Annotated in this window: 11 protein-coding genes; all 11 read right to left on the bottom strand. The window is 63.0% G+C overall.

What is annotated here, in order from left to right; translation table 11 throughout:
- Positions 1 to 69 precede the first annotated feature (69 nt).
- Complete coding sequence (tdh, locus tag ACZYTC_RS04690) at positions 70 to 1,101, bottom strand: L-threonine 3-dehydrogenase (RefSeq protein WP_434957168.1); 1,032 nt, start codon at positions 1,099 to 1,101, stop codon at positions 70 to 72.
- 3 nt (positions 1,102 to 1,104) lie between these two features.
- The gene (locus ACZYTC_RS04685; protein ID WP_488989026.1) at positions 1,105 to 1,449 is read right to left on the bottom strand and encodes a type II toxin-antitoxin system prevent-host-death family antitoxin; all 345 of its coding nucleotides are present in this window, start codon (positions 1,447 to 1,449) and stop codon (positions 1,105 to 1,107) included.
- A gap of 45 nt (positions 1,450 to 1,494) precedes the next feature.
- Positions 1,495 to 2,691, bottom strand: coding sequence for a glycine C-acetyltransferase (locus ACZYTC_RS04680; RefSeq protein ID WP_454814666.1), 1,197 nt, complete (start codon positions 2,689 to 2,691; stop codon positions 1,495 to 1,497).
- A 175-nt stretch (positions 2,692 to 2,866) separates the two neighbouring features.
- On the bottom strand, positions 2,867 to 3,787 hold the full coding sequence (ppk2, locus tag ACZYTC_RS04675) for a polyphosphate kinase 2 (protein ID WP_434957171.1): 921 nt from the start codon (positions 3,785 to 3,787) through the stop codon (positions 2,867 to 2,869).
- Between the two features lie 141 nt (positions 3,788 to 3,928).
- Entirely contained in the window at positions 3,929 to 5,527 is a 1,599-nt protein-coding gene (locus ACZYTC_RS04670) for a GMC family oxidoreductase (protein ID WP_488989025.1), read from the bottom strand.
- 183 nt (positions 5,528 to 5,710) lie between these two features.
- A complete protein-coding gene (locus tag ACZYTC_RS04665) occupies positions 5,711 to 6,562 on the bottom strand; it encodes a metallophosphoesterase (protein WP_488989024.1) in 852 nt (283 codons plus the stop codon).
- A gap of 289 nt (positions 6,563 to 6,851) precedes the next feature.
- The gene (locus ACZYTC_RS04660) at positions 6,852 to 7,748 is read right to left on the bottom strand and encodes a metallophosphoesterase (RefSeq protein WP_488989023.1); all 897 of its coding nucleotides are present in this window, start codon (positions 7,746 to 7,748) and stop codon (positions 6,852 to 6,854) included.
- A gap of 175 nt (positions 7,749 to 7,923) precedes the next feature.
- Positions 7,924 to 9,309: a class II 3-deoxy-7-phosphoheptulonate synthase gene (locus ACZYTC_RS04655; protein WP_434957175.1), complete on the bottom strand. Its 1,386-nt coding sequence runs from the start codon at positions 9,307 to 9,309 to the stop codon at positions 7,924 to 7,926.
- 251 nt (positions 9,310 to 9,560) lie between these two features.
- Positions 9,561 to 10,763, bottom strand: coding sequence for a tetratricopeptide repeat protein (locus ACZYTC_RS04650; protein WP_488989022.1), 1,203 nt, complete (start codon positions 10,761 to 10,763; stop codon positions 9,561 to 9,563).
- Between the two features lie 207 nt (positions 10,764 to 10,970).
- Complete coding sequence (gene gor, locus ACZYTC_RS04645; protein WP_488989021.1) at positions 10,971 to 12,332, bottom strand: glutathione-disulfide reductase; 1,362 nt, start codon at positions 12,330 to 12,332, stop codon at positions 10,971 to 10,973.
- A gap of 244 nt (positions 12,333 to 12,576) precedes the next feature.
- Positions 12,577 to 13,221, bottom strand: a complete 645-nt coding sequence (locus ACZYTC_RS04640) for a DUF2059 domain-containing protein (protein WP_434957178.1) — start codon at positions 13,219 to 13,221, stop codon at positions 12,577 to 12,579.
- Positions 13,222 to 13,231 lie beyond the last annotated feature (10 nt).

The raw sequence follows: 13,231 nt of genomic DNA, 5'->3' as shown, positions 1-13,231 counted from the left end.
CAACGATCCATGATGGACGGACCTCATGGATCGTTAGCGCTGACACTCAAGCGGCCGGCTCGGTGCCTATCACGCTCCCCAGTCGAGCACGATCTTCCCGCATTCGCCGCGCGCCATCGTCTCGAAGCCCTCGAGATAATCGGCGACGGCCAGGCGATGGGTGATCACGGGACGGATATTGAGCCCGCTCTGCAACATGGCCAGCATCTTGTGCCAGGTCTCGAACATTTCGCGGCCATAGATGCCCTTAATGGTCAGCATCTTGAAGACGATCTTGTTCCAGTCGACGGCGAAGGGCGTGGCGGGGATGCCCAGCATGGCGATCTTGGAGCCCATCAGCATGACATCCAGCATCTGCTGGAAGGCTGCCGGCGCGCCACTCATCTCCAGGCCGACATCGAAGCCTTCCTTCATCCTCAGGCGGGTCATCACGTCGCGCAGATCTTCCTTGGCGACATTAACCGGCACGATGTCGGCCACCTTGGCGGCAAGGTCGAGGCGGATGGGGTTGATGTCGGTGATCACCACATGGCGCGCGCCGGCATGGCGGGCCACGGCCCCCGCCATGATGCCGATCGGCCCGGCGCCGGTGATCAGCACGTCCTCGCCGACGAGATCGAAGGAAAGCGCGGTATGCACGGCATTGCCGAGCGGATCGAGAATAGCCCCGAGTTCGTCGTCGACTTCCTCGGGCAGCGGCACGATGTTGAAGGCTGGCACCTTCACATATTCGGCGAAGGCGCCGGGCATGTTGACGCCGATGCCCCGCGTGTCGGGATCGAGATGAAAGCGCCCTGCCCGCGTCGCCCTGCTCTTCATGCCGATGACATGGCCTTCGCCCGACACCCGCTCGCCGACCTTGAGGCTGTGCACGGCCGAGCCGATCTCGACGATCTCGCCGGCATATTCATGGCCGACGATCATCGGCACCGGCACCGTCTTCTGCGCCCAGGCATCCCATTTGTAGATATGGATGTCGGTACCGCAGATGCCGGTCTTCTTCACCTTCACCAGGACATCGTTGGGTCCGAGTTCGGGCGTCGGCTCATTGTCCGAGAACCACAGGCCAGGTTCGGGTTTGGATTTGACGAGGGCTTTCATCTGTCAGGGCTTTCTTGGGAGGCCTTCAGGCTTGCCAGGAGTTGAGAACGGAAAACGCGGCGGGTTAAAATCGAAATCGGCTCCAGGCTCATCTTGTCGAAGCAGGTCCGCGATATTCTGATCAGGACTGCCGTCGCGAATGCGTGAGAGATCGAAATCAGGGGTCGACTCGTCATGCAACAGGTCGAACATGGTGGGACGGATCGGATTTCGGCCGCGATGGCGATCGTAGCCGGTCAGTACAAAGGCAGGCCGACCGCGATGAGTGACAATCAAAGGCTCACGCCGCGCGGCTCGTTTGGCCCTCGCAAGATTGCGCTCCAAGGTCCGACTGGAGATGAACTTCATCGATGACCTCAATATTCCAGGTGGCCACAATCTGCTGTTGTATCATCAGATCACGCCCAAAGCCTTGCCGGCATCGGTGAAGGCGTCGATGGCAAAATCGATATCGGCCTCCGTAAGCCCGGCCGACATCTGGGTGCGGATGCGTGCCCTGCCCTTTGGCACCACCGGGAAGAAGAAACCGGCGACATAGACGCCGCGCTCATCGAGCGCCCGGGCCATGTCCTGGGCGCGGCGGGCATCATGCAGCATCACCGGGATGATCGGCGTCTCGCCCTGCAAGAGCTCGAAGCCGGCCTTCTCCAGTCCGGCGCGAAAACGCCTGGTGTTAGCGAACAGCCTTTCGCGCAGATCATCGCCTGCTTGCGCCAGTTCGATCGCCTTCATCGAACCGGCCGCGACCGGCGGGGCCAGCGAATTGGAGAACAGATAGGGCCGTGCCCGCTGGCGCAAAAGATCGATGATCGGCTGGCTCGCGGCGACATAGCCACCCATGGCCCCGCCAAGCGCCTTGCCCAGCGTGCCTGTGAGGATGTCGACCTTGTCCTCCACTCCGGCCCGGGCGGGCGTGCCGCGGCCCTCGGGACCGATGAAGCCGGTGGCATGGCAATCATCCACCATCACATTCGCCCCGTAGCGCCCGGCAAGATCGGTCAGGGTCTTCAGGTCGGCCAGATAGCCGTCCATCGAGAAGACGCCGTCGGTGGCGATGACGATGTGGCGGGCATTGTCCGCCCGAGCCGCCTGCAGCTGCACCTCGAGATCGTTCATGTCGCCATTGGCGAAGCGATAGCGCTTGGCCTTGCACAGGCGCACGCCATCGATGATCGAGGCATGGTTCAGGCTGTCGGAGACGATGGCGTCCTCGGCGCCGAGCAGCGGCTCGAAGACCCCGCCGTTGGCATCGAAGCAGGCGGCGAAGAGAATTGCATCATCCTTGTTGAGGTAGCGGGCGATGGCGCGCTCCAGCTCGCGATGCAGGGTCTGCGTGCCGCAGATAAAGCGCACCGAGGCCATGCCGAAGCCATGGCCGTCCATTGCCTGCTTGGCGGTGGCGATGATCTCGGGGTTGTCGGCTAGACCCAGATAATTGTTGGCGCACAGATTGAGCATCGGCCGACGCCCGGCTTCATTAGCCACCTCGATGCGGGCGCGCTGCGGGCCCGCGATCTCGCGCTCGCTCTTCCACAAGCCATCCTTGGCAATATCAGCCAGGGTGGATTTGACATGATCGACGAGCGACATCGGACGGCTCCTTGCACCTGTTCGGGTTCACAGGCCTAAGCCAAAACCGGCCGCGCTTCAAATGATGAGATCATGCCAAAAGCGGATGGCGCCCCGCTTCGGCTGGCTGCGAAGCGAGGCGCCATGATGGCAGGCGATGTCCTGCAATTATCGCCGGAATTCAGGGCAAGACGCTTCAGAAGGCTTTCGGCACATACATTTCCAACGGCACGGGATGGCGCACATAGTCCTCATGCCGCTCGCGCTCCGGCAGATTCACAGGCGGACGCTCCACCTCGCCATAGGGAATCTGGGTCAGCAGATGACTGATGCAGTTCAGGCGAGCGCGCTTCTTGTCAACAGCCTCGACCACCCACCAAGGTGCCTCCGGAATATGGGTGCGCTCCAACATCACTTCCTTGGCCCGGGTATAGTCTTCCCAACGCCGGCGGGATTCGACATCCATCGGGCTCAGCTTCCACTGCTTGAGCGGATCCTGGATGCGCATATTGAAGCGGAACTCCTGCTCCTCGTCGGTGATCGAGAACCAGTATTTCAGCACGAGGATGCCCGAGCGCACCAGCATGCGCTCGAATTCAGGCACCGAGCGGAAGAATTCCTCATATTCGGCATCGGTGCAAAAGCCCATGACATGCTCGACGCCGGCCCGGTTGTACCAGCTGCGGTCGAACAGCACCATTTCGCCGCCGGCTGGCAGATGGGCTGCGTAACGTTGGAAATACCATTGCGTACGCTCGCGCTCGTTTGGCGCCGGCAAGGCCGCGACGCGGCAGATGCGTGGATTGAGGCGTTGGGTGATGCGCTTGATCACGCCGCCCTTGCCGGCTGAATCGCGCCCTTCGAAGATCACCACCACACGCAATTTGTGGTGCTGAATCCAGTCCTGCAGCCGCACCAGTTCGTGCTGCATGCGAAAAAGCTCGCGGAAATAAAGCCTGCGATCGAGCGTATCGCCGCCCTCTGCGTCGGGCACGCCTGTCAGGATACGATCCAGGCGCGCCTCCTCCAGCTCCAGTTCCAGTTCCTCGTCATAGCCGTCAGCGATCTCCTGCTGGATACGTTCGAGGTTGGCTCTGCTATCCGCTGGCGTGATCATGCGAATACTCCTTGCGCGAGGGGGCTGGTCCATGGTGCTGGATCGTCGTCCGGACGCATAAGCCCAGACTATGATGAAGCCCGTAGTGCAGGAATATTTCAGTTATGTGACATGGGCGATAGGCGCTTCTCGCGGAATGCCTCAGCCTGCCTTCAGCCACTCCACCGCACGATGGGCGATGGCCATCACCGGGGCATTGGTATTGCCGCTGACGATCTCTGGCATGACCGAGCAATCGAACACGCGCAGGCCTTCGATGCCGCGCACGCGCAACTGGGAATCGAGGACCGCCATCGGATCATCGTCCCGGCCCATGCGCGCTGTACCGACCGGATGATAATTGGTCTTGACCATGCGCTTACAATGGGCGTGCAGATCGGCGTCGGAGACCTTATCGGCTCCAGGCAGCATTTCGTGGGAGATCTTCTCCTTGATCGGCGAGGCCGTGAGGAAGGAGCGGGCAAAACGCAGACCCGCTATCATCAGGCGGATATCCTCCGAATGTTTCAGGAAGCCCCCGTCGACGACCGGTGGCTCGAGCGGATCCGCCGAGCGCAGCTTCACCGTTCCCCGCGATTTCGGCCTGAGCAGGCAGGTGGTGAAGGTGACGCCGTCACAGGCGGCGACATCGGTGACGTCGCGGTCGAGATAGACGGTCGGCACACAATAGATCTTCAGGGAGGCGTCAGCCTCGGCATCGTCAGGATTGGTGAAGACGCAGGCCTCCACCCCCGTGGTCGTCACCGGCCCCTGCTTGCGCAAGAGATAGTCCAGGCCATTGCGGATCATGTTCCAGCCCTTGTCCTGACCGAAATAGCCATAGCGGCCGTTGGAGGCGGCGATCACCGGCACCTCGCAGTGATCCTGCAGATTCTCGCCCACGCCCGGCAGGTCCGCCTTCGGCTTGATGCCATGGCGCAGGAGCTGATCGGCCGGGCCGATGCCCGACAGCATCAGGAGCTGGGGGGTGACGTAGGTCCCGGCGGCGAGAATTACCGTGGCGGCGGACGCCCTGCGGGTTTGCCCCCCCTCGACATAGTCCACGCCGGTGCAGCGGTTACCCTCGATGACGAGGCGCGTCACGATCGCCTCCGTGGCGATGGTGAGGCGTTCATCGTCGCGCACCAGCGGCAAAAAGGCGTCCACTGCCGAGCAGCGGCGCTTGCGCACCGGATCCATGGTGCCCTGCATGAGGCCCACCCCGCGCTGGCGCCCGGAATTGAAGTCGGGATTGAGCGGTTCGCCCAATGACGGCAGCGCTTCGAGGAACGCCTTCGTCATCTCGCAGGTATAGAGCGGCTTGGTGACCTTGAGCGGACCGGTGGTGCCGTGCACCGGCGTGGCGAGGTCGGCGTTGCCCTCCATCGCGATGAAATGCGGGAGGATATCGGCATAGCGCCAGCCCTCCGCCCCATAGTTCTCCGCCCAATTGTCGTAATCACCAGGCTGGCCGCGCATATAGACCATGGCGTTGACAGAGGAACCGCCGCCGAGCACCCGCCCCTGCGGCACGATGGTGGCGCGCCCATCGAGCTGGGGCTGGCGCTCCATCCTGTGCATGGTGAGATAGGTGTCCTTGGCAAGATATTTCATATAGCCGGCGGGCATATGCATGATCGGGTTCATGCTCGCGGGGCCGGCTTCCAGCATCAAGACGCGCTGGCCGAGATCGCGCACGAGCCGCATGGCGGTGACGCAGCCCGACGAGCCGCCGCCGACGATGATGGTGTCGTAAGTCATTGCAAATCCGAACCCGTGCCAATTGTCTGACGAGTTCGTTGTGTTTCACAACTTTGCGGGGAGCGCAAACAGATTAGACTGCCGGCGCCGCCCCTGCCCCTAGAGCAAAGCGCGTTCGCGCACGAACGCCCGTTTGCTCTAGCTCTTTGTTTCGACGCGTCTTTGCGATTCTTGCCGATAACGTCAAATCGCAAAACGCTTTAGCGTGATCAGCACGATCTCGGGCGGCACGCCGAAGCGTACCGGCAGGCCGGTCATGCCGAGCCCCCCCGAGACGATGAGGTGGCGATCCTCCTCGATGACATGGCCATAGGCAAATCGCTTGCCGAAGCGCGAGGGAACATGAAGCACCCCGACACCGGGCAGGACCACCTGTCCGCCATGGGTATGGCCGCAGACCGTCAGCGCGATGCGATCGGGCACATCGACGAAGATATCCGGTTCATGCGCCAGCAGGATCGCCGGTGCGTCGTCGCCGATTTTGGCGAGAGTGCCCGGCAGATCATCCAGGCCGTAATTGCCGTCACCCAGGCCGAGCAGCCAGAACGGCCGCCCATCCTTGGTGAGGCGCAACGCCGCATTCTCCATCAGCTGAATGCCATGGGCCTTGAAGGCACGGCGGACATTGTCGCCGTCATGCCAGCCGATATCGTGATTGCCGAGCACGGCATGCACGCCGAGCGGCGCGCGAAGGACGGAAAGCGCCCTGGCGCACTCCGACATCGGCACGAAGGAACCGACACCGAAGCGCCCCATGCCGGCCTCATAGTCGCCTGCCAGCAGCACGATGTCGGGCTTCAGGGCGTTGGTCGTCAACGCGATCTGCTCGATATGGGCGGGCGTCATCCAGGGATTGATGGCGTGGATGTCGGCGAGCACGGCAATGCGCAGCGTCGGGCCGCCCCTCCATTGGCGCGGCGCGGGCTGGTACTGCGTCGCCAATAGTCGCCGCGGCTCGACGCCGAAGGCATAGCCGCCGAACAAAAGAGGCGTAGCGAGGCCGGCCTTGAGGAGGAAATGGCGTCGGGAGAGCATGCGGAACCGTGGCGTATTTCAACGAGCGGGCACATACTGACGCCTCTTTGTGGCGCTGCAGCAGCAGCGATATGCAGAAGCGATGGAAAGAAGGCGCATTCGTCGTGGGTGTGACGAGCGAAGTACGGGCCTATGACTACAGTCATAAACTCGTTACTCGGCTGTCGTTGCGAGCGTAGCGAAGCAATCCAGAAGCCGCGATTGCCATGTTTCTCGACCCCTGGATTGCTTCGCTTCGCTCGCAATGACGTAGGAAGATCGCCTGGAAATCAAGATTCCGACCGTAGTGCTATGCTGCTGGTGAACCTCCTGCCCCCAGCGTGATCATCACGATCTCCGGCGGCACGCCGAAGCGTACCGGCAGGCCGGTCATGCCCAAGCCACCGGAGACGACGAGATGACGATCGTCCTCGACGATATGGCCGTAGACAAAGCGCCTGCCATAGCGTGACGGCACGCCTCGCGGGCCATAGAAGGGGATGCGAACCTGCCCGCCATGGGTGTGCCCGCAGATGGTGAGGGCAACACGGCGTCCGCGGTCGAGCATCGGCAGTTCGGCAAAGATGTCCGGCTCATGGGCCAGGAGGATCGCCGGCGAGCCATCGCTCATTTGGGCCAGGGTGCCCGGCAGATCGTCAAGCCTCCTGAGATGGATTCCGCCCCATTGGTCGCCCAGGCCGAGCAGCCAGAAGCCCACGCCACCCTTTTCCAACCTGACCGCCTCATTCTCCAGCACGGGAATGTCGAAAGCGGCGAAAGCGCGCCGAACGTTGTCGCCGCCCCTGCCCCTCCGCCCCAGATCATGATTGCCGAGCACGGCATGCACACCCAAAGGCGCTCGAAGCAGCGAGAGCGCCTTGGCGCAGTCCTCCATAGAGACATAGGAGCCGATGCCAAAGAGCGGCATGCTGGCCTCGTAGTCACCGGCCAGCAGCACGATGTCCGGATCGAGTGCGTTGGTCGCCCGCGCAATCCGCTCGATATGAGAGGAACTCATCCACGGATTGATGGCATGGATATCCGCCAGCACGGCGATCCTGAGCATCGATCCGGCAGGCCAGCCCTCCGGCACGACCCGATAGCGGGTAACCACCAGGCGTTGAGGCTCGACGCCAAAAGCGTAGCCGCCGAAGAGGAACGGCGTTGCGAGACCTGCCTTGAGCAGGAAATGGCGTCGGGAGAGCATGGCGATCCATGGTTGCCTTCGGGAACGGCAACCATGGCCCACGCCTGTGATGCATCGATCGCATCGACATGCAGCGTCGAAGGAAAATCCGCGGAATCACCGCTCGTTGAAGATGCCGCTTTTCTGGGATCCCAGGCAAACATGTCTGCCTGGGAAGAGGCCCGGCGTCCTCGCCTTACTCGGCCGCGATGATGCTCGGCTTCACCTGGCCTGAGCGTTCCTTCTTGACGAGATCCGCCACCATGAAGGCAACCTCGATGGCCTGTTCGGCATTGAGGCGCGGATCGCAATGGGTGTGGTAGCGGTCGGCGAGATCGGCCTCGCTCACGGCGCGGGCGCCGCCGGTGCATTCGGTGACATTCTTGCCGGTCATCTCAAGATGCAGGCCGCCGGCATAGGTGCCCTCGGCCTGGTGCACGGCAAAGAAGCTCTTGATCTCGCCGGTGATCTGGTCGAACGGCCGGGTCTTGTAGCCGTTCATCGCCTTCACCGTGTTGCCATGCATGGGGTCGCAGGACCACACCACCGAACGGCCCTCGCGCTTCACGGCGCGGATGAGCTCCGGCAGATGCTGCTCGACCTTGTCGTGACCGAAGCGCGCGATCAGGGTCAGGCGGCCCGGCTCGTTTTCGGGGTTGAGGATGTCGATCAGCTTGATCAGTTCGTCGGGCTTGAGCGAAGGGCCGCATTTCAGGCCGATCGGATTCTTGACTCCACGGAAGAACTCGATGTGCGCGTGGTCGAGCTGGCGCGTGCGATCGCCGATCCAGACGAAGTGGCCCGAAGTCGCGTAGGGATCACCCGAGGTGGAATCGATGCGCGTCATCGCCTGCTCATAGCCGAGCAGCAAGGCCTCGTGGCTGGTATAGAAATCGGTGATGCGCATCTCCGGATGAAGCTCCGGATCGATGCCGCAGGCGCGCATGAAGTCGAGCGTCTCGGTGATGCGCTCGGCCAGCGCCTGATATTTCGAACTCTGCGGCGAGTCCTTGACGAAGCCGAGCATCCATTGATGCACATGGGCGAGATTGGCATAGCCGCCGGTGGCGAAGGCACGCAGCAGGTTCAGCGTCGCCGCCGACTGGCGATAGGCCTCGAGCTGGCGGCGCGGATCTGGAATGCGGGCCTCGGCCGTGAATTCGGTGCCGTTGACGATGTCGCCGCGATAAACGGGCAGCTCGATCTCGCCGACCTTTTCGGTGGGCGCCGAGCGCGGCTTGGCGAACTGGCCGGCGATGCGGCCGACCTTCACCACTGGCGAGGAGCCGGCAAAGGTGAGCACCACCGCCATCTGCAGGAAGACGCGGAAGAAGTCGCGGATGTTGTCGGCGCCGTGCTCGGCGAAGCTCTCGGCACAGTCGCCCCCCTGGAGCAGGAAGGCCTCGCCGGCCGCAACCTTGGCGAGCTGGCGCTTGAGCTTGCGGGCCTCGCCGGCAAAGACGAGCGGCGGGAAGGTGGCGAGCGTGGCCTCGACGTCGTTGAGAGCCTTTTCGTCGGGATAGGCAGGCGACTGCTGAATCGGCCTGGAACGCCAGCTCTGCGGTGTCCAACGCTCGGACATGAGTATACTTCCTGTTCTCAGGGCGAACCGGCTATAGCCGCCCTGCACGACTACGATACTTTCACGAGGCCGGCGTTTTCCGGCGAAGGCCGGTTCTATACGCGCCCGGCAAATAGAAAACCAGCGTAAAGCCGCGGTTTTCAGTTCCATTTACGAAATCTTCGAGCAAATTTCGGCAGTTTCCGACAAATCGCAGGGCGTGTCCGATACCAAGCCGCGTCGAGATCGGCTTTTCTCGGGAAGCCCTACCCTCAACTCTCCCGCCCCGCCAGGATCTTGAGTGCTTTCAAGGTCTCCCGATTGAGCGTGCCCCTGGTCGTGCCGCTGTAGAGGCCGCGATCGACCAGGATCGACTGTACCTCCATGCGGGTATCCAGATTCCAGGCGCCCCAATGATCGGTGAGCTGGTTGAAGCTGTATTCGTTGCCGGCAGCGAGCGCCCGCATCAGCCACAACGCCGCCGCCTTGCCGTCGGCCGGAATGCCCGTGCCATTGGCATAGGCAAAGGCAAGGCCCGCCATGCCGTCTGTATTGCCGCGATCGGCGGCGAGCCGGTAATAGGTCACCGACTTGGCGTCATCCTTGGGTACCCCGTCGCCGCTAAGATAGGCATAGGCGATTTTCACCAGAGCATCGTCGTCACCCTGGTCGGCGGCTGCCTGGAACAGCGCCACCGCCTTGGCGCCGTCCTTCGGCACGCCCTGCCCGCTCTGATAAGCCAAAGCGAGATTGCGTGCGCCAGCCGGGTCGCCCTTGTCGGCCGCCGCCTGGAACTGCCGGGCGGCCTCGGCGAAATCCTGCGTGACGCCCTCGCCGTCCCGATAGAGAAAGCCCAGATTGACATTGGCGGTGGCCAGCCCCGCCTCCGCCGCTTTCTTGTAGAGTGCCAGGGCTTCAACCGGATCCACCTTCACGCCGCGCCCGACCTGATATTGATAGGCCAGGGAGTTGAGGCAATCGGCATCGCCCTTGTCGGCGCACAGCTTGAACAGGCGGTTTGCCTCGGCGTCATTGCTCGGAGTGCCGACGCCATCGCGCTCGCGCACGCCCGCCGAGAAGGCGGCGATCAGGCTGCCGAGATCGGCCGCCTTGCGATAGGCATCGAGAGCAGCCTGGTCGTTGCCGAGCTTTTCCTGGGCCCGGCCGAGCTGGAACTGAAAGCGCGCAACAGCAGGATAGCGGCTGACGGCCTCCTGGCAACGTGCCAGGGCCAATGTGCCGTCGAGCGTCTCCATGGCGACGCCATCCACCAGTTTCTGGCTGTCTTCGGGACTGGTGGCCAGGCGATCGCAATCGGTGATGGCCTCTTCCGACTGGGGTTGGGCGGGCACAACGCGCAAGGGAGAAACATGCCGCCCATGGGGCGGGGTGAGATTGAGTGCCGAAGCCGTGTTCGCCAGCAGAATCATGCTGGCCGTCACCACGCCGAACATTGCCAAAGGAGCCCGCATCATGCCCTCCCCGAACCGCCTGCCCTACCGCCCGTATGCGACTGGCCTTGGGTCAGGTCCCGCCACAGAGCAGGGCCGGCAACCTGCAACCGGGCAAAGCGTTCTCGCGATTTAACGGAGTTGCCACGAATCGCAAAGACGCGTCGAAACAAAGAGCCAGAGCAAAAGTGCGTTTTCGCCAAAATGCGCTTTGCTTTGGTAAAGACCAGCTTAGCGGACGGGGGTGCGCAGCGTCACCAATTCCTCGGCCGCGCTCGGATGCAGCGGCATGGTGGCATCGAAATCAGCCTTTGTCGCGCCCATCTTGACACTGATCGCCAGCAGTTGGGCCATTTCGGCAGCCCCCTCGCCCACGATATGCACGCCGAGAATTTTGTCGGTCACCTTGTCGACCACCAGTTTCATGAAGACGCGATCGCCGCTGCCCGACAGGGTGGCCTTCATGGAGCGGAACGAGGTCTGGAAGATGGTGACACCGCCTCCGCATTTGGCACGCGCCTCATCCTCGCTCAACCCGACAGTACCGATTTCCGGGGTCGAGAACACGGCCGTCGGCACAAGGCGATGGTCGGCGAGCCAGGGCTTATGGCCGAAGACGCTATCGGCAAAGGCATGGCCTTCGCGAATGGCGACGGGGGTAAGATTGATGCGGTTGGTGACGTCACCCACCGCCCAGATTCCCGGCGCTGTGGTGCGCGACTGGTCGTCGACCGCGATGGCGCCGGCGGTATTGACCTCGACCCCCACCGTTTCGAGACCGAGCCCCGCGGTATTGGGCCTGCGCCCGGTCGCCACCATGATCTCGCCGACATGACGCGTCTGGCCGTTGGTGAGAACAACCCGCCGCCCGCCAGCCTTGTCCGCCTCGATACGATTGAGATCGGTGCGGATCAGGACCTCGATGCCGGCTGCGCCCATCGCCTCCGTCAGTACCCGGCGGACGTCGTCGTCAAAGCCACGCAGGATCGCCTCGCCGCGATAGACCAGGGTCACCTTCACGCCGAGACGCTGCAGCAGGCAGGCGAACTCGACCGCGATGTAGCCGCCACCGACGATGATTATCGTCTCAGGCAGGGCCGGCAGGTCGAAGACTTCGTTGGAGGTGATGGCAAGATCCGCGCCCGGCACGTTCGGCTTGACCGGTGCTCCGCCAGTCGCGATCAGGATCCGGCCGGCGGTGAAGCTGCGTCCGCCATCGAGCTGGATGGTATGCGGCCCGGTGATCTTGGCGCGGCTCGGGAAGGTCGCGACCGAGGATTTTTCCAGATTGGCCGAATAAGCGCGCTCCAGCCGGGTGATCTCGGCTTCCTTGGCGGCGACGAGCTTGGGCCAGGAAAATTCGGCCTGGGGTACCGTCCAGCCAAAGCCGGCCGCCTCGCGGAACTCGTCGGCGAAGCGGCTCGCCAGCACATAGAGCTTCTTGGGTACGCAGCCGCGGATCACGCAAGTGCCGCCGACCCTGAACTCTTCGGCGACAGCGACCCTGGCACCGTGGGAGGCCGCGATACGGGCCGCACGCACACCGCCGGATCCGGCGCCGATCACGAACAGATCAAAGTCGAATTGCGACATGGTACCCGCCTGATTTCCGGAGCAAAGCGCGTTCACGCCGAACACCGCCTGCTCGAACTCGTCGTTTCCAGCCAAACCAGCGGATTGGCCACAGCGTCTTTGCGATTCTTGCCGATTCCGGCAAATCGCCCCCTTCGTGCCCAGCCGGCTGGTAAAGGCCTACGGAGCGTTCGAAGGAGGCCTGAACGTAAGAAGCGGGACTGATGTGATCAATCCCGCTTCCCGACAATGCTGATATTCGGATTTATTGGGCCGGTGCAGCGGGCTTATCGGCTGCGGCCGGCGCATCACCGGGCGCGTCGGTCGGCGACGGGCCGAGCTTGCCGCCCTTCTTCTCCACCTCTTCGCGCACCCGCTTCATCACCCCGTCCTGCAGATCGCGCGTCCAGCCCTGCACCACCGGCATCGAGTCGCGCAGGATGACCTGCTGCTGGGTAGCGAGCTTCTTGCCGACCGGGCTCTCATAGAAAGTGATCAGCTGCTTGAGCTCGTCCTCGCTGAAACGCGTGGTGTAGAACTTGGCGAGGCTGTTATCGAGCTCGCCCCGCCTCTTCATGAATTCGGGTACCAGCGAGATCGCGGCCTCGTTGATGATCTGGCTGAGCTCGGGACGCTGGCCGGCATAGATGGCGGTCGCCTGCTGCAGATATTGCGGAATGATGTCGTCGAAACCGACGGTGAGGCCGGAAGCCTTCAGAAACTGCACGGCCGTCGCCAATTGCTCGGGCGTGGGCTGGGCGGTATTGCCCGTGGGCACCTCGGCCGTAGGCGCCGGCGTGGCATTTTGCGCCGAAGCCGGCAGCACAGCAGCGCTTGCAAGCAGTCCGGCGACCATGGCGGCGGCCAAGACGCGGACCTGCCCACAAACATGGCGTTGACGAAGCATCATGGAACTCCCA

This window comes from Labrys sp. F242 (genome assembly GCF_057813875.1).
Note: the sequence above shows the minus strand (reverse complement) of the source record. Positions and strands in the feature narration are given on the sequence as shown.